The following is an 18,386-nucleotide window of genomic DNA, read 5'->3' on the forward strand; positions in this document are numbered from 1 at the left end:
GTAACAGGTACCTGTGAAAGGAACCAGGGATGTGTCGGATCAAGCCAACAGCCCGGCCACCACGGCGATCACCGGGATCGATGCCAGCGTGGTGACCAGTGCACTGTCCCGGGCCAGCACCTCGCCGCGGTGATATCGGGTGGCGTAGACCAACACGTTCTGGGCAGTGGGCAACGCGGCGATCACCGTCTGGGCGAACAGTGCATGCCCCGTCTCACCGAAGACGAAACGGCTGACCACATACACCAGCACAGGTTGGACGATCATCTTGAGCACCGACGCCAATGCGACGTCGCGCCGGGGACTGTCACCCTTCTGCAGTACCCGCACACCGTTCAGCGACAGTCCGAACGCCAGCAGGGCTCCCGGCACCGAGACGTTGCCCAACAACCGGATCGGTTCGATCACCGCCGACGGCAGCGTGACGTCCGCTGCGGACAGGGCCAGTCCCGCCAGGCCACCCAGCACGATCGGATTGGTGATCGGGGCGGCCACCAGTTCGCGCACCGAGACTCGTTCGGCCGACGACCGCAAGGCGGTCAGATCGAGGGCGGTCAGGGCCAGCGGGGAGTAGACGACAATCTGGAACAACAACAGCGGTGCCACGAAGGACGCGTCATGCAGGACGAAGATCGCGATGGGTATACCGAGATTGGCGCTGTTGACGTACGACGACGACAGTGCGCCGATCACCGCCTCGGGAACCTGACGGTGCAGCAACACCCGCGCGACGAGGAAATACAGTGCGCCGACGGCGAGGGCACTGCCACCGGCGATGACGAGAGTCGTGGAGAACACCGTCGCCAGATCGGTGTCGGCGAGCGAGGTGAACAGCAACGCGGGGGTGCAGACGAAGAACACCAGCCTCGACAGCACCGATTGGGCGTCGCGGCCCAACACGTCGCGACGGCCGAGCAGGTAACCGACGGTGATCACCACGAAGATGACCAGGAAGCCCTGGAAGACGCCGGACACCCGGAGAAGTGTAGTGGTGATCGGAGAACGCACACGCGGCCGGACACCGGGGAGGGAATCCCGACGTCCGGCCGCGTCCTGTCGGCGATCAGATCGGCAGCAGGATGTTCTTCACCGACGGATCGGTGCGCAGGAAGTCCTGCACTCCGGGGTCTTTGAAGACCTGTACCAGCTTCTTGATGTTGTCGGTGTTCTGCCAGCGACTGCCGATGGTGAGCTGTCCGGCGAACTCGTCGGGCGCGGGCGGTGCGAAGATCTGCTTGGCGATGGGGATCCCGGCCGCCAGGTAGTACTCCGTGTAGCCCACCGCGGCGTCGAGGTCGGGCAGCGCACGGGACTGCGCGGCGAAGTCCAGCAACGTGAACTTCAGGTGCCTCGGGTTGGTGGCGATGTCGTTCTGCGTCGCCTTCCACTTGTCCACCCCGGGCTTGAGGGTGATCAGTCCGGACCGCTCGAGCAACCACAGCCCCTGCGCCTCGTTGGCCGGATCGGAGTAGAGGGACACCGTGGCGCCGTCGGGCAGCTGGCGGGGGTCGGCGTACTTGTTCGACCAGATGCCGAAGCCCCAGCGGAACACAGGGGTGGCGGCCACCTCCTTGAAGTCCGGGTTGGCCTGCAGGACCTGCGACAGCCACAGCTTGTGCTGGTAGATGGTGCCTGCGACCTCACCGTCGGAGACCGCGCGGTTCAGGGTGGTGCTGTCGGCCAATCCCTTGAATTTGATCTTCAGTCCGTACTTCGGCGCGATGTCGGCGGCGATGTGGTCGACGAGGGCTTCCTCGGCGGCGTTGCTCTCGGCCGTCACCACTGTGAGCGTGGCGCCGGCCACCTCGTTGGGTGACTTGCTGTCCGACCCGGTGAACCGCCAGGCGATGAGTGCGGCGACGATCACCAGCACGATCACCACCGCGGCGATGATCAGGGGTGTGCGGCGCCGTTCTCGGACCTCGAACCCACCGGAACCGTCGTCTCGGGTGGTGGGACTGCTGGTCTGCGTCATGGGTTTCTCCTCGGGTGCGCAGGGTTGATCGCGACGGCACTTCTCGTGTGCGCCGGACGGGGTAGTGGTCGGTCAGACGCGAGCGGTGGCGCGCACGTTCTGTTCGGGCGTGAGGTAGCGCACCAGCGCGTCGCCGATGAGCTGGATCAGGGCGACGGTGATGACCAGCGTGATGATGGTGGCGATCATCACCTGATGGTCGAAGCGCTGATAGCCGTAGGTGACGGCGATGTAACCGAGGCCACCGGCACCGATCGTGCCCGCGATCGCCGAGTACTCGATCATCGCGATGGTGTTGATGGTCAGTCCGCCGACGATGTTCGGCAGTGCTTCGGAAATCTGTGCGCTCCAGATGATCTGGGTGTTGGAGCCGCCGGCAGCCTTGGCCGCGGCCACCACCGACGTGGGCACGGCCCGTAGTGAGTTCTCCACTATGCGGGTGAAGAAGGCGATGCCGGCGATCGACATCGGTACCACCGCGGCGGGGATGCCGATGTTGGTGCCGGTGATGAGTCGGGTGAACGGGATGATCGCGGTCATCAACACCAGGAAGGGCAGCGACCGGCCGATGCTGATGATCCAGGACAACGGTGTGTGCAGTGCCCGGTTCTCGAACAACCCGCCTGGAGCGAGATTGTGTATCACGGCACCGAGCGGCACCCCGACCACCAGGACGATGACCATCACGACGACGACCATGATCACGGTGTCGCGGAACGCGGGGATGAGCAGCCCGGGGATCTCGTTGGTGGGAACGGTGATCGCCGCCAACACCGACGGCGCGCTCATGCCGCCACCGTTGTGTCGGTGTCCACCGGACGTGCGTACAGTCCCAGAGGGGTGGCGGCACTGGTGAAATCGTGCACACGGTCGGGCGCGATGGCTATCGTCCACTGACCGACGGAGACGCCGTCGACGTCCTGCACGTTGCCACCGAGAACGGAGATCGGTGTCCCGAGTTGCCCGGTGATACGGCTGAGCCAATCCGCGGGGACGGCAACGGAATTGTGCGTCACCAGAAGTTGTTCGAGCCCGACCGGGGCGGCGGAGCTGCTGCCCGACGGCCGCAGGGCCGCACCGAGCTCGGACCCGGGATCGAGCAAGAGGTCGACCACCGAACCCTGCTCGGCGATGCGCCCGCGGTCGAGCCGGCCGACCCGGTCGGCAATCTTGACGATCGTGTCCATCTCGTGGGTGATGAACACGACCGCGAGGTCGAGTTCGTCGCGGACCTCGCGGAGCAGGCTCAGGAAGCTGTCGGTGGCCCGCGGGTCGAGGCCGGAGGTGGCCTCGTCGGACAGCAGCACCGATGGTCGAAGAGCAAGTGCGCGGGCGATTCCCACCCTCTGGCGTTGGCCGCCGGACAGTTGGTGCGGATACTTGGATGCCTGGTCGGCGAGACCGACCCGGTCGAGCAGTTCGGCGACTCGTGCCCTGGTCTGGGCTTTGGTCACCCCCAGATAGTCGAGTGGGAGGGCGACGTTCTCGGCCGCGGTACGCCTGCTGAGCAGGTTCGCCGATTGGAACACGGTGCCGATGCGGCGGCGCGCGCGGCGCAACGCCGCCGCATCCAGGCGGGTCAGGGACTCGCCGTTGACGATCACCTCACCGGAGGTGGGGCGCTCCAAGAGGTTGATGCACTGGGCGAGTGTCGACTTGCCCGCACCCGACGGGCCGACGACTGCAAAGATCTCCCCGGCAGGCACCGCGAAGTCGACATCGTCGAGCACGGTCGTCGCGGCGTCGCCCGAGCCGAAGACCTTCGTGAGGTTGCTGATCTCGATCACCAGGGCATCATGGCCAGCGCCGGTGTTCGCGACCAGCCTTGCGATCAACCTGATTCGGACATCGCGGGCATCACCGGCGTCAGCGACCGCCGGAAACGAACGGCAGCAGCGCCATCTCGCGAGCGTTGCGGATGGCGGTCGCCACCTGGCGCTGCTGCTGGGGACGCAACCCGGTCACCCGGCGGCTGCGGATCTTGCCGCGGTCGCTGAGAAACTGACGGAGCAGGGCGACGTTCTTGTAATCGACGTCGGTGATGCCCTGCTGGTCGAGCACATTCGGCCGCGACGACCGGACCGGGGCCTCGGGGCGACGGCGAGTGGGTTTGCGAGACGTGGACTTTCCTGCCATGGCTCTGAACTCCTACCAGCTCGACTTGTGGATACCCGGGAGTTCACCACGATGCGCCATCTCACGGAAGCGCACGCGGGAGATCCCGGCCTTACCGACGTAACCACGCGGCCTGCCGTCGACCGCATCCCGGTTGCGCACCCGGGTGGGGCTGGCGTCGCGCGGCAGTCGTTGCAACGCGGCCTGTGCCTCCGCGCGCTGTTCCGGCGTGCTCTGCACGCTCTTGACGATGCCCTTCAGCTCGGCGCGGCGGGGCGCGTACCGGGCGACCACCTCGCGACGATGGTCGTTGCGATTGATCTTGGACTTCTTGGCCATCAGCGGTCCTCTCGGAAGTCGACGTGCCGTCGGGCCACCGGATCGAATTTGCGGATCACCATGCGGTCCGGATCGTTGCGGCGGTTCTTGCGGGTCACATAGGTGTACCCCGTTCCCGCCGTCGACTTCAGCTTGATGATCGGACGGATGTCGTTACGCGCCATCAGATTTTTTCTCCTCGTGCATGAATGCGGGCGATCACGGCGTCGATGCCGTCGCGGTCGATGGTCTTCAATCCCTTCGCCGAGACGCGGAGGGTGACGGTCCGACCGAGGCTGGGAACCCAGAACTTCTTGCGTTGGATGTTCGGGTTCCACCGCCGGGAGGTGCGGACGTGGGAGTGCGACACCTGTTTGCCGAAACCCGGGTGACGGCCGGTGACCTGGCAGTGGGCGGACATGGTTCTCCTCGTGGTCGACGGCCGGGTGATAGCTGTTGGGAACGATTCGCAATAACGCGCCCGCTCACGGTACCGTCAACATCCCAGAGATGGAAATCATTCCCGATAAGGAGGCTGGATGGTCACCACAGCTGGCGACCGCACCCCCGTGATCCTGGTGGCGGGGCTCGATCTGCAGGCGGTGGCGCGCGCCGCATCCGCGTTGCTGGTGCCGGGCTCGGTCGTCGTACATCACGACCTGCGAGGTGGGGCCCCCGGACCCGACGACCCGATCGTTCGCACCGCCAGAACCGTCGGTGTCGACGGCATGCCGGTGGTGCACACCGAGGCGGTCCACCTGGACCACGCCTGCGTGTCCTGCGCGCTGCGCGAAGACCTGCTGCCGTTGCTGCGGGCCCTGCACCGCCGCGACGGGGTGGACCGCATCGTGCTGCACCTCGATCCGTTGATCGAGCCGGAGCCCCTCGTCTGGGCGATCGACAATGTCGTCGTCGCCGGCGCGCCCGGGTACATCGATGGGCCGGCGGGTCGGGACGTCCGAATCGAGGCGACGGTCGGCTGTGTGGACATCGGCAGCTGGCTCGACGCGGCGGGTGGCGACGTCACCCTCGCCGAATCTGGACACAGCACCGTCGAAGACGAACGCACGCTGGCCCAACTGGCCGTCGGAGCCGTGGGATTCGCGGATGCCCTGGTCGTCGGAGGCCGCAACGACGACGGATGGTCGTCGGCCCGCACCTTCGCCGTACTCGCCCGGCTGGCGCCCAACGTGCCGGTGCTGATGGAGTTGCCGCATCGCCCGCTGACACCGCTGGTGATGGCCGGTCACCTCGCCGCCATCCCGTCGGATGCACGCCGCGGCCGCATCGACGGTGCGCATGACCCGTTGCTCTGCGGTCGGCCGCCGCTCGAGGAGGACTGCGGCGTGCAGATCGTCGAGTTCGAGTCCGCGCGACCGTTTCACCCCGAGCGTCTGCACGATGCTCTCGACGTGCTGCTCGACGGTGTCATCGCGTCACGGGGTCGGCTGTGGCTGGCCACCCAACCCGACGAGGCGTTGTGGTTGGAGAGCGCGGGCGGCGGTCTGCGGGTCGCGACCGGGGGCCCGTGGTTGGCGTCGATGAGCCCCACCGAACAGGACGCGATGGATCCGGAACGCCGCGCGATGGCCGCGCTGCGGTGGCACCCCGAATTCGGTGACCGCAACACCAGCCTGGTGATCGTGGCGCACCGCGCGGACACCGTCACCATCCGCAACGCATTCGCCCAGGCCTGCCTCACCGACGCGGAGATGACCGAGGGTCAACGGGCCTGGTCACAGCTGACCGACCCGTTCGGGGATTATCACGCCGATCCATGCGTTGAGAACGACGTCGACGTGGTCGAACTCAGCGAGAGCACCCGAACCGACGAGAACTGACGAGAGGACCCACATCATGAAAAAGGGAATCCACCCCGACTACCACCCGGTGATCTTCCAGGATGCCTCCACCGGCAAGAAATTCCTGACCCGGTCGACCATCACCTCGGAGTCCACTTTGGAATGGGAGGACGGTAACCGGTATCCTCTTGTGGTCGTCGATGTCACGTCCGACTCGCATCCTTTCTGGACCGGTGCGCAGCGGGTGTTGGACACGGCAGGGCGAGTCCAGAAGTTCGAGCAGCGCTACGGCAAGCGGACACGCCCCACGCAGGACTGAGCCCACCAGGGACCGAAGCGGAGACCCGTCTTCGCGTACCACCGCCGAAGAGAAGGACACGATCATGGCTGTACCCAAGCGCCGGATGTCGCGGGCCAACACCCGTAGCCGTCGTTCGCAGTGGAAAGCGGACAACCCCGCGCTGCAGGAAGTGAAGGTCGGCGGCGTCGCCCACCGCGTGCCGCGTCGTCTGGTCAAGGCCGTCAAGGCCGGGCTGGTCGATCTCGACCGCCGCTGATCAGGTCTTTCCGACTCTTTGATCGATCGCCACCGCTCCGCTGTCGTTGCCGACAGCGGAGCGTTTGGTGTGTCCGGACGTGGGTGGTCCCGGCGGGTGTCGTCGGCGGGTACTCAGCACGTTCTCAGCCACTGACGTAACACTGGACTGATGCGCATCCTGGTTGTCGACGACGATCGCGCGGTCCGTGAGTCCCTGCGCCGATCTCTGACGTTCAACGGCTACACCGTGAACACGGCGAACGACGGTGTCGAGGCGTTGGAGGCCATCGTGGCCGACCGCCCCGACGCGGTGGTCCTCGATGTGATGATGCCCCGCCTCGACGGCCTCGAGGTGTGCCGTCGCCTCCGCAGCACCGGTGACGACCTGCCCATCCTCGTGCTCACCGCCCGCGACAGTGTCTCCGAGCGGGTGTCGGGTCTCGACGCCGGAGCCGACGACTACCTGCCCAAGCCGTTCGCGCTCGAGGAACTGCTGGCCCGGTTGCGCGCCCTGATTCGTCGTGCCGGGGCCGATGCCGATGTCGACTCCGAGGCGATGACCTTCTCGGACCTGAGCATGGACCTGGTGACCCGCGACGTCAGTCGTGGCGATCGTCCCATCAGCCTCACCCGCACCGAATTCGCGTTGTTGGAGATGCTCATGGCCAACCCGCGCCGGGTGCTCACCCGCAGTCGGATCCTGGAGGAGGTGTGGGGGTATGACTTCCCGACCTCGGGTAACGCCCTGGAGGTCTATGTGGGCTACCTGCGTCGCAAGACCGAGGCCGGTGGCGAACCTCGGCTGATCCACACCGTGCGCGGCGTGGGTTACGTATTGCGCGAAACCGCGCCGTGAACTTCGGGCTGACCTCGCGGCGGCACCAGCAGGTCGTGCACCCTGCGCCACTGTCGACATCGGGACCGGTACCGCGGGCGCAGCCGTCGACCGAGCAACCGGTACCCGAGCGGGCACCCGGGCAGATGCGCGACCCGATACCGCTGACCAGGTCCGTCTCGCTGCGGGTGCGGGTGACGCTACTGGCCGCCACGGTGGTCGGTGTCGCGGTCGCGGTGATGGCCGCGGCCGCATACGGCGTGATCTACCGGGCGATGTACTCCGACGTCGACGCCCAGCTGTCCAGCCGGGCGGACGGGATGACCACGCTGTCGCAGATGGGGATACTCGGCGACAGTCCGGAGTCGCTCATCGCCGGCACGTTCTTCTCCAACGACGTCTCCGCGGCCCTGGTCCTGCCCGGCAACCAGGCCTTCCAGGTGGGGTCGGTCCCGATCGGGACCGTGGAGCGGAAGGTCATCGACTCCCAGGCCGGGCAGGACATGTCCACCCTGCGCACGGTGAACAACCGTCGGGTGCTCGCCCGCAAACTCGACGACGGCACCACGCTGATCCTCGCGCAGGACCTGGCGCGCACCGACGACGTGTTGCACCGGTTGGCCTGGGTGTTGGCGATCGTCGGCGGTTGCGGGGTGATCCTGGCGGCCGTCGCGGGCACCACCGTGGCTCGGGCCGGTCTGCGGCCGGTGGCCCGATTGACCCAGGCCGCCGACCGGGTGGCCCGCACCGACGACCTGCGCCCGATCCCGGTGACGGGCAGCGACGAACTCGCCAGGCTGACCGAGAGCTTCAACCTGATGCTGCGCGCACTGGCCGAGTCGCGCGATCGGCAGAGTCGCCTGGTCGCCGACGCCGGTCATGAGCTGCGCACACCGCTGACCTCGCTGCGCACCAACCTCGAACTACTCATCGCGAGCAGCGAACCGGGGGCACCGCCGGTACCGCCGGAGGACATGGCCGAGCTGCGGGTGGACGTGATCGCGCAGATCGAGGAGCTGTCCACCCTGGTGGGTGACCTGGTGGACCTCGCCCGCGAAGACGCCCCCGAGGTGGTCCACGAGGAGGTCGACCTGTCGGAGGTACTCGACCGTTCCCTCGAGCGGGTGCGCCGCCGCCGCAGTGACGTGGACTTCTGGGTGCAGGCCGCTCCCTGGTACGTCTTCGGTGAGTCGGCCGGATTGTCGCGCGCGGTGCTGAACATCCTCGACAACGCCGCGAAGTGGAGCCCGCCGGGCAGTCCGGTACAGGTGGTTCTGCGCCAGCTCGACCCCACCCGCGCCGAGCTGACCGTCGCCGACAGCGGGCCGGGTATCCCGCAGGAGGAGCGCGATCTCATCTTCGAGCGCTTCTATCGGTCGACCGCGTCGCGCTCGATGCCCGGTTCGGGCCTCGGGTTGGCGATCGTCCGACAGGTGGTGACCCTGCACGGGGGGACGGTGTCGGCCGAACAGTCGGAATCCGGGGGTGCACTGATCCGGTTGACGCTTCCCGGGCGTCCGATGCCGATGGAACCGCCGCCCCGGATCGTGTCGCAGTGAATTCGGGACTGTCCGTGGGACGCGCGATGACGGCCCGCAACGGCCACGCGAGGATCAATGCAGGCAAACTTATAAATTCGTCTCAGTCGCCTCTCAGGCGTCGGGGTGAAGGTGTGTAGGACGAGATAGCGGCGACTCGACGCCGCGCGACGACGGAGGGCGTTCATGAGCGACAGAGGATCCAACCCAGGGGGATCTCACCCCGAGGGGGCCAATCCCGGGGAGTCCGCCGGACACGGGTCGGGTGGCGAGCGCGCCGACGAGGCCACCGGTTCTTCGCGCGGCGAGTCGCAACATCCGTACACGCCCCACTCGGGCAACGACGAGGCGCGCCCGACCTACGATCAGGCCACCCACGAGCAGCCGCCCTACGGCCAGGGGTCATACGAACAGGGCGGCTTCCAGCAGGGGGGTTACCAACAGGGCGGGGGCTACGGACAGCCGACCTATGGACAGACGCCCCACGATCCGTACGCCCAGGATCCTCACCAGGGTGCTCAGCAGAGCGGATGGGGGCACGACGAGCGGGGTGGGGCCCAGCAGTTCGGCGGGCACCACACCCAACAGTTCGGTACCGGCCAACAGGGGACGGGCCAGTTCGGCCAGCAGTACGGGACCGGGCAGTGGGGCACGTTCGAGCAGCAGGGTGCGCAGCCGTCCTACGGCAACGCTCCGTACGGTGCGGGTCCCCAACAGATCGGCGCGCAACCCAAGAAGAAGGGCCGCGGCGGCCTGATCACCGGTGTCGCGCTGGCCGCGGTCGCGCTCTGCGCGCTGGCCGGGTTGGTCGGTGGGGTGATCGGGGCGTCGGTCAGCGACGGATCGGGATCCAACGACGTGGTCCTCGGTGGCGATCGCGACACTTCGCAGCCGGCCGCCGCGACCCCCGGATCCACCCAGCAGGTGGCGTCCAAGGTGTTGCCGTCGGTGGTGTCCATCGACGTCCGGGTGGGCAACCAGGAGGGGGAGGGTTCCGGGGTCGTGCTCTCCCAGGACGGTCTGATCCTCACCAACAACCACGTGGTCAGTGCCGACAACGCGGGCACGGCCAACAGCCTGGTGGTGACCTTCAACGACGGCTCGACGGCCAAGGCGACGGTCAAGGGCACCGATCCGATCTCCGACATCGCGGTCATCAAGACCGACAAGAGCGGCCTCACTCCGATCACCGTGGGCACGTCCAAGAATCTGGCCGTCGGCCAGAACGTGGTCGCGGTGGGTGCGCCACTCGGGCTGGCGGGCACGGTGACCACCGGCATCATCAGCGCACTGAACCGCCCGGTGTCCACGCAGGGGCCGAGTGACAGCACCGCGTCGGTCATCGACGCGATCCAGACCGACGCCGCGATCAATCCGGGCAACTCCGGTGGTGCGCTGGTCAATGCGAACGGGGCGCTGATCGGGGTGAACACCGCGATCGCCAGCCTCGGTGGCTCGTCGGAGAGCCAGCAGTCGGGCAGCATCGGACTCGGCTTCGCCATCCCGGTCGACCAGGCGATGCGCACAGCTCAGCAGCTCGAGTCCACCGGTAAGGCCACGCAGGCGGGCCTCGGCGTCTCCGTGCGACCCACCAGCTCCGCTGACCAACCCGGCGCGCTGATCAGCGAGGTGCAGCGCGGCGGTGCCGCGGGCAAGGCGGGGATACCCCGCGGTGCCCTGGTGACCAAGGTCGACGATCGCACCATCGCCAGTGGGGACGCACTGGTCGCCGCGATCCGTTCCCATGCACCGGGCGATCAGGTGACGATCACCTACACAACCGGCGGGCAGACCAAGACCGCTCAGGTGACCCTCGATACGCTCAGCGTGAACTGACAGGAGTGCTCAGAGATGATCGAGAGTGAGCGCCCGGGTCTGGTGATCGCCACCGCCGAGGGTGGCGGTGTGGCCACGGCGGTGAGTCCGCAGGATGTGGCCGCGGCGGACAGGGCTGCCATCGTGATGGCCGCCCGCGACGACGGAGGTGCGCAAGTGACGAGCGATGTGACCGCGGAGATCGGCCGGGCATTGGTGGTGGTCATCGACGACCGGGCGGCCCACGGTGAGGACACCAGCCTGATCGGCCCTCTGGTCGGCGAGTTGCTGACCGAGGCCGGCTTCCACGTCGACGCGACCATCGCGGTGAGTTCCGACGAGGTGGAGATCCGCAACGCACTGAACACCGCGGTCATCGGTGGGGTGGATCTGGTGGTCTCGGTGGGTGGTGTGGGTGTCGGCGCGCGGGATGTGACCCCGGAGGCAACCGCCGGTCTGCTCGATCGCACGATTCCCGGCATCGAAGAGGCCGTTCGGAGCTCGGGCCTCGCGGCCGGGTCGGCCGACGCCGGTCTGTCGCGCGGCCTGGCGGGTATGTCGGGCCAGACGCTGGTGGTCAACCTGGCCAACTCCCGCGCGGCGGTGCGTGACGGTATGGCGACCGTCACCCCGCTGGCCAAGCACGTCATCGAGTCGATCAGCGAATTCTGACCGACCGCGAGCAATCTTCCGCGAGCGGAGAACCCGTATGGTGGGTTCTCCGCTCGCGGCGTTTCGAGGAGTGATGGTGACCGGCGATGGGACCCCCGAGAAGGGGAGTGACCAGTGGCGACGGCGTCGTCGGCTGGCGGACGTGTTCGGCGACGACCTTCCCGACACGTCCAGCGACGAAGTCGATCCGAGTGGCCAAGGTCACATAGGTGACGCTAAGTCGCGCGAGCGCTGGTTGAGGGACAACAGACCGCCCCATCACGGGTGATCGCTGCCCGGATTTTGTCGTCGCTAGCTGTGAGTTTTGCTTCCGTTCACCTGACGCGACCAAAAATCGGACATGCGCGACGGCGAATAGCCCGATCAGTCCGATTATCGTCACAACGATCGTGGTGTTGTCGCGCCCGCTTGCTACGGCTAATGTTCCGCGAGACACATCATGTGTCCGTGCGGGCTGCGGGTGCATGTGTCCGAGCGGCGCAGTAGAGGGTGGCGTTCGTGGTTTTTGTAGTCGGATTTGCGGAATTGACGTATCGGTAACACTTCGCAATGCGCGGTTAACCACGTCGATGCAAGATTTCGCAGAACCGTCAGGTCACTCCGAGCTTTCACCTCGGTGGAAATCGGATAACGGAGCATCCTGTGAGAGGGAACGAATGAGCAAGTTCAGTGTGTTTGGTCTGCGCCGCACTGTCGGCGTCGCCGCCATCGCGGCGGTCGCCGGTGTCGGGCTGGCAAGCATGGGGGCGGGCGAGGCTGCGGCCGGCAAGCTGCCGAACGGTTACAAGAAGACGGTCGGCGCCGACGGCACCGTCGCCGAGATCATCCGCACCGGTGACGCCGTGTACCCGGTTCCCTCCGTGTCGAACAACGGTGCGGGTCGCGCGGCCGAGGTTTTCGGCAACATCGTCGGCAAGGTGTCCGGCAACGGTGACGGATCGCTGGAGACCGGTTACCTCGTCGGTTGCCAGGTGGACGTCAGCGATCTCACCGTCGGTCTCGACGGTACTGCTGACTTCGTGGCCGGGACCGCGGGTCTCACCGGGTCGCTGAACATCCCGATCAAGCCGGGCCAGGTCGTGTCCACAAGCCTGGGTTCGAAGGACTTCAAGGGTGTGGGCGCCATCCAGTACCAGGCGCTGCAGATCGGTACCGAAGGGTGTGGCGGATTCGCCCAGGCACGTGCCTACAGCACGCTGACCGTGGCCGGCGACAACTACATCAAGACCACCCTGTACGGGAAGCCCTTCAGCATCAACTGACCGGCAGAAGTAATCCACCGACTCGACACACCTTCTGCCGCAAGCAGATTTGATTCCTATGAGGGGAACCATGAAGAAGTTCAATGCGCGTAGCGCAACCGTGGTCGCCGGTGCCGCCGGTGCCGCCGTCATCACTTTGGCCGGCCTCGGCGCCGGCAACGCCGCGGCCTTCCCGGTGGCCGGCGGCAAGGCCGTGCAGAAGCTCGCCGACGGCAGCGTGGTGAGCCTGTCGCTGACCAACGCGTCCGTCACTCTCGGCAACACCATCGCCAACAACCCCGCCAGCCGCCACGCCTGGGCGACCGGCACCTACAAGGTGAACGTGAGCGGACCCGCCAAGGGCGGCGAGTTCACCGCGGCCGGGTTCCTGGTCGGCTGCCAGCTCGACTTCGGCAGTGACGGCTCCACCAGCCAGGGGGGTGGGACCGTCGGCCTGGACGGAACCGTCACCCCCAGCGCCACCACCGGCGCGGGGTTCTCCCTGGGGCCGGGCAAGGTCAGCACGCAGTACATCATCAACAACACCAATGGTGATCTGTCGCCCGATGCGGGGAACTACAGCGACACCACCAACGCGTTCAAGGGCAACAGCGGTTCCATCACCTACTCCGGTGAGGACGTCAACCGCGAGACCTGCGCCGGTTACGCGTCGGCGAAGCCGTTCGCGACCGTCAAGGTAGAGACCGACGCCGTGACCGGGTATGTGACCGTGTACGGAAAGCCTTTCAGCCTCGGCTGACAGCTGACGTCAAATCACAAGAGGGAAGGCGTGTTACGCCTTCCCTCTTGTGCTGTCTGCATCACGCGCGCCTGTCAGCGGCGGCCACCGCGTCTCAGCTCGCGCTCTTCAGCAAGCCCAGGATCTTCAGCAGCAGGATGATGTTGTCGAGCATGTCGCCCTCCCGTCGTCGTCTCGTCATCGATACTCGTCGGGTTCCCATGCGAGACGACGCTGTTGCGCGCCGCCGGCCACTGGATTCCCCAACCCGATATGCGGACGGTCGACCACCCCGCCAGCACTGAACACTCTAGAGCCCCGTGATGCGACCCGATCGCTTCCCCAACCGAACGACGAGATTGATGCCGGCGTGCGGATTCACGCGCGGATGAACGCGACCAGGAGGTCCGTGAGAGTGTCGACGATGGCGGTGATGTCGGGACGAGGCGCGGGGGCAGTACTCCATCGGTGGACGATGGCTGTCAGCGCTCCGATGAACCCGATGGCGACATAGCGGTCGGTGAACTCGTCGCGCGGCGGGCGGCCACCGAATTGTTCTGCGCTGACCAGGAAGACGTCGACCCACGTCTCTCGACTGGTCAGCCGAAACTGCTCGGCGTCGGCGCTCACCCCGACGATCTGAACGAATGAGACCTCTGCCCGCCGGGGGTCGGTCCCGACCGAGGCCATGTATTCCTGCATCGACACGCGGGCCAACTCGCCCAGGTCTGTCGAACGCGTACGGGCGAGACCCGCTGCGACGGAGGCCTGAGCATCTCGTTGAATCGTTTCGTACACAGCCAGGAGCAGTGCTTCCCGATCGGCGAACTGCTCGTAGAACTGGCGGCGTGACAGTCCTGCCGCCGCGCACAACTGGCTGACCGAACTGTGGGCATAACCCGTGGTTCCGAACACCTGCAGGCCGGCCTCGATGAACTGCTCCCGCCGTAACTCGCGTCGGTCGTCCAGCGGCATACCGCCGTAAGCACGCTGAGTCGCCGCACCACCTCCTGCTGACTCCGATGTCTGATCGCGCGCCATCCCATCACCCCCAACGCACGTAGCAGAACACCTCACATGTCTGCTACTGATTGTGCCCACTCCGGGTGATGACGTCAGGCAGGCCGGTCGACGGTGAGTCGCGCGTACTCGTGCACGGCGAGCGGCATTGCCAGGACCGGCGATCTTGGCACTTCCCCTGACCGAGTGGTGTGTGTAGGGTCACAGTGTCCAATGTGAGACGACGGTGTCTCACATTTACCCGAGGCGCTGTAGAGGTGGCATGACGTGCGGAATTCTGTCCGAGCACTGGTGAGTGCGGTTCTGATCTGCGCCTCGGTCGCGCTGACACCCGCGGTGAGCGGGTGGGCCCGGCCCGCCGTGCACGACGGTTTCTATTCCTTCACCGATGGGGGTCGGTCGCTGGCGTCCTTTGCCCCGGGTGACGTGCTGAGGACTCGGGAACTGCCGTATCACCTCGCCGGAGTGGCGACTCCGCTCCACGCCGTGCAGATCCTGTACCGCAGTACCAGCGCAACCGGAACCCCTACTGCGAACGTGACGTCGGTTCTGTCGATGCCCGGCAAGCGAAACGCCGGGGTGGTGTCGTACCAGTCGGCCTACGATTCGCTCAATCCCGAAGACAGCCCGTCGCGGGCAGTTGCCGGCGACTTCAGTCTGTTCGGGCGCACTCCGGTCGGGCGCAACATCGCCGTCGGCAACGTGTTCTCCAACGCGGAGAACGCGATATTGCCTGCCGTGCTCGGACTCGGGTATGTGGTCAACATCCCCGACACCGAGGGGCAGCGCGCGGATTTCGCCGCGGGGCCCGAGTACGGGATGAACACCCTCGACTCACTTCGCGCGGTGTCCCAGGTGGCGGCGACGGGTGCGGGTGCCGACTCCCGGATCGGTCTCGTCGGGTACTCGGGTGGAGCGATCGCATCCAACTGGGCCGCGAGTCTCGCACCCGGATACGCCCCGGACATCAACCGGCGTCTCGCGGGAGTCGCCGAGGGCGGTGTGCTGGTGAATCCGGCACGGAATCTGCGCTACGTGTCCGGGAGTCTCGGCTGGGGTGGCGTCATCGGCATGGCCGTCAACGGTGTCGCTCGCGCTTACGGCTTCGGGCTGGACAAGTACACCAGCAGTTACGGCAAGCAAGTGCTCCGTCAACTGTCAGACGCATCCATACTGAACTTCTTCTACCCGGGTCTGACGTGGGCCAGGTTGATGAGGCCGCAGTACGCCGATCCCAACACCGTGCCCGAATACGTCGATGCCGTGAACAAGTTGAACATGGGCACGGCACCGGTCCCGACCGCACCCATGTTCATCGCCCAGGCCGCCAACGGCATCCTCGAGGGCACCGGGATCACTCCCGGTACAGGGCCGGTTCGCGGGATCGGACCCGGTGACGGAGTGATGATCGCCGGAGACGTCGAGGCGTTGGCCCATCGTTACTGTGGCGCGGGCACGCGGGTCCAATACCACCAGTACGGGCCGCTGAGTCACACGCTGGGTACCGACATCTGGGGTCCGGAGGCGGCTCTGTGGTTGATCGGCAGGATGCGGGGTGAGCTGGCACCCACCAACTGCCGAGACATCGGTGCGGGCAACTCCGACGCCTTCGCCGTCCAGAGGCATGCGCCGGGAGTCAGGTGATGACCTTCCGGGCCTCGGGCCAGAAGGCATACCCGGTGATGCCGAGCCCGCCGAGCCCGATGATCATCACCGCTGCGTCGACACTCGTCCGTCCCTGTTTGGCCCAGTAGACGTCCTCCAGGTCGAGGAGAAGGGCCAACTCGTCGACGATCAGTGCCGTTCCCAGTCCGTAACTCAGAGCGGTGGCGGGATGTTTGTGGTGGCGTTCGGAGCCCCGGATGGCGGTGGCGCCCACGGCACCGAGAAGGGCGATACCGATGTTGTAGTGGTGGAAGTGTTGACCGCCCACGCTCATCCCACCGCCCGCCGGGCCGTGGCCGGCTCTGATCCAATGCGTGAGCGCGCGAACGGCGCCGAAGGTGGTGGTGAATGCCGCCCACGACAACACCGCCGACTGCGCACCCGGATCCAGTGTCTTGTGCCACGTTCTACGAAGTTGCGTCCCGCGACCGGGAGTCGGCGGATCGGCGTCGCGGCGCGAGTCGATCACGGTCGACTGTGGTGCGGACTGCGCCGTTGCATCATCCATTCGTCCACCATGCACCCTGGTCGGCTCGTGAGGCTGTGAAAAGACCAAGTGTTGGCGACGCCACGGATCAGACCCTCAACTCCTGGGAGAACCAGCCGAGCGCGTCGGAGAACGCGGCCGCCGCGAATTGCCAGGAATGAGTACCCGGCTGTGTGTGCACGTCACACCGTATTCCCACGGTCTTCCCGGTCGCACACAGCTGTTGGGCTGCGGCGAGTTCGGTTCCGGGCGGGGTGTGGGTCTGGTCGCGACCGCCCAGGCCGGTCCCACCGGACTGTCCGGATTTCCATCGGTGCTGTGGGCCACCCTGCCCGGGCGGCCGCGGTCGACCCGACGGTCGACCCTGACCGGGCCACTGCCCACCGCCGAAGTGACCCGGTCCGCGATCGCCGCCGCTGCTGTCGTCGAACCATCCGGTGGTGCGCGCGTACGCACCCGGTGTCTTCGCGGCGGTGGCCTTCATGACGGTCGTGGGGTCGAAGGCATCCCACTGGGCGGCGTCACCGCCGAAGAGCCGGCTGATGGTCTGGGACTTGTCGCCGGACGACGGTGCCGCGTCGCCCGCGATGTCCTCGAACGCGGAGAACAGGTCCGGATGCATCACGGCGAGGTCCACGGCGCACGTTCCGCCCATCGACCATCCGACGACACCCCACTGCGCCGCACCGTCGGCCGCGCCGAAGTGCGAGATCACATAGGGTCGCACCTCTGTCACCAGGTGGTCGGCAACGTTGCCGCGCGAACCGTTGACGCATTCGGTGTCGTTGTTGAAACTGCCGCCGACATCCGGGAACACCAGGATCGGAGCCGCGCCGCCGTGAGCCTCGGCGTAGGTGTCGATGGTCCGCACCGCGTTTCCGGTCCGGATCCAGTCGGCGGGGGTGTTGAACTCGCCGGCGATCATCATGATCACGGGCAATCGGGCGGCGGTCGAACCGACGAACCACTGCGGTGGCAGGTACACGTACTCGGTGCGGTGGCTGAAATGACTACTCGAGTCGGGCGTGGTGATGGCGACGACCTTGCCGGTGGTCTGTTGATGCCCGCGCAGCCCGGCCAGCGCCGACGCGTCCACCTGGTCGGGGAGCGGTCCCGCGGTCGTCTGTGCCCATGCCTCCTGCACGGTGGTGAAATATCCGACCCACTGGTTCAGCACGATGCCGGTGGCCAGAGCGGTGACCACGATCGCCACCACCGAGAGCACTCGGCGCCACCATCGGGTGCGTAGGAACCCGACGACGGCCGCCGCGACGGCGAAGCCGGTCATCGCAACCCACCACCACAGCAACTGCGGTGGCGGATCGGAGGAGAGGCCCTCGGATCGGTTCACCGACCAGGCGATGCCGAATGCCGCAGCACCCACCGCCACGCAGACGGGGATCCAGATCAGCCACCAGCGACGCGACCGACGCGCCACGACGGCCAGCAGGACGACCGCCGCCAGCACCTGCACCACGATGGGTAGCCAACCGCCCAGGAGGGACAACCCGTGTTCCGCACCACCACGCACGGCACGCAGTATGCACGCGGTGGCTGTCAGTTCTCTGTGAGTGTCCGGCCATACCGAGGAGTCGACGGGTCGCGCACGACACGCGACACCGACAG

The 18,386-nt window shown here is 66.7% G+C and carries 21 protein-coding genes; 10 read left to right on the top strand and 11 right to left on the bottom strand.

Annotation, left to right across the window (positions count from 1 at the left end; translation table 11 throughout):
* Positions 1-39: 39 nt before the first annotated feature.
* From BW971_RS03350 to rpmB, 8 genes are all read right to left on the bottom strand, one after another.
* The gene (locus BW971_RS03350; RefSeq protein WP_076476604.1) at positions 40-975 is read right to left on the bottom strand and encodes an AEC family transporter; all 936 of its coding nucleotides are present in this window, start codon (positions 973-975) and stop codon (positions 40-42) included.
* An 88-nt stretch (positions 976-1,063) separates the two neighbouring features.
* Positions 1,064-1,975, bottom strand: coding sequence for a MetQ/NlpA family ABC transporter substrate-binding protein (locus BW971_RS03355; protein WP_076476606.1), 912 nt, complete (start codon positions 1,973-1,975; stop codon positions 1,064-1,066).
* Positions 1,976-2,047: 72 nt separating this feature from the next.
* A complete protein-coding gene (locus BW971_RS03360) occupies positions 2,048-2,764 on the bottom strand; it encodes a methionine ABC transporter permease (protein WP_076476608.1) in 717 nt (238 codons plus the stop codon).
* Positions 2,761-3,762, bottom strand: coding sequence for a methionine ABC transporter ATP-binding protein (locus BW971_RS03365; RefSeq protein WP_076476610.1), 1,002 nt, complete (start codon positions 3,760-3,762; stop codon positions 2,761-2,763). The genes BW971_RS03360 and BW971_RS03365 overlap by 4 nt, the downstream gene beginning before the upstream one ends.
* 79 nt (positions 3,763-3,841) lie before the next feature.
* Positions 3,842-4,111: a 30S ribosomal protein S18 gene (gene rpsR / locus BW971_RS03370; protein WP_076476612.1), complete on the bottom strand. Its 270-nt coding sequence runs from the start codon at positions 4,109-4,111 to the stop codon at positions 3,842-3,844.
* 12 nt (positions 4,112-4,123) lie between these two features.
* Positions 4,124-4,429, bottom strand: coding sequence for a 30S ribosomal protein S14 (gene rpsN, locus BW971_RS03375; RefSeq protein WP_076476614.1), 306 nt, complete (start codon positions 4,427-4,429; stop codon positions 4,124-4,126).
* Positions 4,429-4,593: a 50S ribosomal protein L33 gene (rpmG, locus tag BW971_RS03380; RefSeq protein ID WP_076476616.1), complete on the bottom strand. Its 165-nt coding sequence runs from the start codon at positions 4,591-4,593 to the stop codon at positions 4,429-4,431. The genes rpsN and rpmG overlap by 1 nt, the downstream gene beginning before the upstream one ends.
* On the bottom strand, positions 4,593-4,829 hold the full coding sequence (gene rpmB / locus BW971_RS03385) for a 50S ribosomal protein L28 (protein WP_076476619.1): 237 nt from the start codon (positions 4,827-4,829) through the stop codon (positions 4,593-4,595). The genes rpmG and rpmB overlap by 1 nt, the downstream gene beginning before the upstream one ends.
* A 118-nt stretch (positions 4,830-4,947) precedes the next feature.
* Here rpmB and mrf point away from each other — a divergent pair, with 118 nt between their 5' ends.
* The 9 genes from mrf to BW971_RS03435 all read left to right on the top strand — a co-directional run bounded on the left by mrf (position 4,948) and on the right by BW971_RS03435 (position 13,609).
* Positions 4,948-6,249: a ribosome hibernation factor-recruiting GTPase MRF gene (gene mrf, locus BW971_RS03390; RefSeq protein WP_076476621.1), complete on the top strand. Its 1,302-nt coding sequence runs from the start codon at positions 4,948-4,950 to the stop codon at positions 6,247-6,249.
* Between the two features lie 16 nt (positions 6,250-6,265).
* Positions 6,266-6,529, top strand: coding sequence for a type B 50S ribosomal protein L31 (locus tag BW971_RS03395; RefSeq protein WP_076476623.1), 264 nt, complete (start codon positions 6,266-6,268; stop codon positions 6,527-6,529).
* A gap of 64 nt (positions 6,530-6,593) precedes the next feature.
* A complete protein-coding gene (gene rpmF, locus BW971_RS03400) occupies positions 6,594-6,767 on the top strand; it encodes a 50S ribosomal protein L32 (protein WP_076476625.1) in 174 nt (57 codons plus the stop codon).
* 150 nt (positions 6,768-6,917) lie between these two features.
* Positions 6,918-7,604, top strand: a complete 687-nt coding sequence (locus BW971_RS03405) for a response regulator transcription factor (RefSeq protein ID WP_076476627.1) — start codon at positions 6,918-6,920, stop codon at positions 7,602-7,604.
* 125 nt (positions 7,605-7,729) lie between these two features.
* On the top strand, positions 7,730-9,142 hold the full coding sequence (locus BW971_RS03410) for a HAMP domain-containing sensor histidine kinase (RefSeq protein ID WP_083709293.1): 1,413 nt from the start codon (positions 7,730-7,732) through the stop codon (positions 9,140-9,142).
* A 165-nt stretch (positions 9,143-9,307) separates the two neighbouring features.
* Entirely contained in the window at positions 9,308-10,957 is a 1,650-nt protein-coding gene (locus BW971_RS03415) for a S1C family serine protease (protein ID WP_076476629.1), read from the top strand.
* 15 nt (positions 10,958-10,972) lie between these two features.
* Positions 10,973-11,608 (top strand): MogA/MoaB family molybdenum cofactor biosynthesis protein, encoded by a 636-nt coding sequence (locus tag BW971_RS03420; protein WP_076476631.1) that lies wholly within the window; start codon positions 10,973-10,975, stop codon positions 11,606-11,608.
* A gap of 656 nt (positions 11,609-12,264) precedes the next feature.
* Positions 12,265-12,870, top strand: coding sequence for an MspA family porin (locus BW971_RS03430; RefSeq protein ID WP_076476633.1), 606 nt, complete (start codon positions 12,265-12,267; stop codon positions 12,868-12,870).
* 70 nt (positions 12,871-12,940) lie between these two features.
* A complete protein-coding gene (locus tag BW971_RS03435; RefSeq protein WP_076477314.1) occupies positions 12,941-13,609 on the top strand; it encodes an MspA family porin in 669 nt (222 codons plus the stop codon).
* Between the two features lie 357 nt (positions 13,610-13,966).
* Here the strand turns inward: BW971_RS03435 and BW971_RS03440 are convergent, their stop codons facing one another.
* Positions 13,967-14,629, bottom strand: coding sequence for a TetR/AcrR family transcriptional regulator (locus BW971_RS03440; protein ID WP_076476635.1), 663 nt, complete (start codon positions 14,627-14,629; stop codon positions 13,967-13,969).
* Positions 14,630-14,875: 246 nt separating this feature from the next.
* Here BW971_RS03440 and BW971_RS03445 point away from each other — a divergent pair, with 246 nt between their 5' ends.
* A complete protein-coding gene (locus tag BW971_RS03445; RefSeq protein ID WP_076476636.1) occupies positions 14,876-16,252 on the top strand; it encodes a lipase family protein in 1,377 nt (458 codons plus the stop codon).
* On the opposite strand, the gene BW971_RS03450 is transcribed toward BW971_RS03445, so the two are convergent.
* Together BW971_RS03450 and BW971_RS03455 are read right to left on the bottom strand one after the other, a co-directional pair.
* On the bottom strand, positions 16,245-16,781 hold the full coding sequence (locus tag BW971_RS03450; RefSeq protein WP_234974215.1) for a hypothetical protein: 537 nt from the start codon (positions 16,779-16,781) through the stop codon (positions 16,245-16,247). The two genes, BW971_RS03445 and BW971_RS03450, sit on opposite strands and share 8 nt — an antisense overlap.
* 67 nt (positions 16,782-16,848) lie before the next feature.
* Positions 16,849-18,291 (bottom strand): alpha/beta hydrolase, encoded by a 1,443-nt coding sequence (locus BW971_RS03455; RefSeq protein WP_143690187.1) that lies wholly within the window; start codon positions 18,289-18,291, stop codon positions 16,849-16,851.
* Positions 18,292-18,386 lie beyond the last annotated feature (95 nt).

This window comes from Williamsia sterculiae (genome assembly GCF_900156495.1).
Taxonomy (GTDB): domain Bacteria; phylum Actinomycetota; class Actinomycetes; order Mycobacteriales; family Mycobacteriaceae; genus Williamsia_B; species Williamsia_B sterculiae.

Bases quoted from the DNA above. Each gene is read 5' to 3' on its own strand.
- BW971_RS03355 (WP_076476606.1), bottom strand. From the start codon at position 1,975: ATGACGCAGACCAGCAGTCCCACCACCCGAGACGACGGTTCCGGTGGG.
- BW971_RS03360 (WP_076476608.1), bottom strand. From the start codon at position 2,764: ATGAGCGCGCCGTCGGTGTTGGCGGCGATCACCGTTCCCACCAACGAG.
- rpsR (WP_076476612.1), bottom strand. From the start codon at position 4,111: ATGGCAGGAAAGTCCACGTCTCGCAAACCCACTCGCCGTCGCCCCGAG.
- rpsN (WP_076476614.1), bottom strand. From the start codon at position 4,429: ATGGCCAAGAAGTCCAAGATCAATCGCAACGACCATCGTCGCGAGGTG.
- rpmG (WP_076476616.1), bottom strand. From the start codon at position 4,593: ATGGCGCGTAACGACATCCGTCCGATCATCAAGCTGAAGTCGACGGCG.
- rpmB (WP_076476619.1), bottom strand. From the start codon at position 4,829: ATGTCCGCCCACTGCCAGGTCACCGGCCGTCACCCGGGTTTCGGCAAA.
- mrf (WP_076476621.1), top strand. From the start codon at position 4,948: ATGGTCACCACAGCTGGCGACCGCACCCCCGTGATCCTGGTGGCGGGG.
- BW971_RS03395 (WP_076476623.1), top strand. From the start codon at position 6,266: ATGAAAAAGGGAATCCACCCCGACTACCACCCGGTGATCTTCCAGGAT.
- rpmF (WP_076476625.1), top strand. From the start codon at position 6,594: ATGGCTGTACCCAAGCGCCGGATGTCGCGGGCCAACACCCGTAGCCGT.
- BW971_RS03405 (WP_076476627.1), top strand. From the start codon at position 6,918: ATGCGCATCCTGGTTGTCGACGACGATCGCGCGGTCCGTGAGTCCCTG.
- BW971_RS03410 (WP_083709293.1), top strand. From the start codon at position 7,730: ATGCGCGACCCGATACCGCTGACCAGGTCCGTCTCGCTGCGGGTGCGG.
- BW971_RS03415 (WP_076476629.1), top strand. From the start codon at position 9,308: ATGAGCGACAGAGGATCCAACCCAGGGGGATCTCACCCCGAGGGGGCC.
- BW971_RS03420 (WP_076476631.1), top strand. From the start codon at position 10,973: ATGATCGAGAGTGAGCGCCCGGGTCTGGTGATCGCCACCGCCGAGGGT.
- BW971_RS03430 (WP_076476633.1), top strand. From the start codon at position 12,265: ATGAGCAAGTTCAGTGTGTTTGGTCTGCGCCGCACTGTCGGCGTCGCC.
- BW971_RS03435 (WP_076477314.1), top strand. From the start codon at position 12,941: ATGAAGAAGTTCAATGCGCGTAGCGCAACCGTGGTCGCCGGTGCCGCC.
- BW971_RS03440 (WP_076476635.1), bottom strand. From the start codon at position 14,629: ATGGCGCGCGATCAGACATCGGAGTCAGCAGGAGGTGGTGCGGCGACT.
- BW971_RS03450 (WP_234974215.1), bottom strand. From the start codon at position 16,781: ATGGATGATGCAACGGCGCAGTCCGCACCACAGTCGACCGTGATCGAC.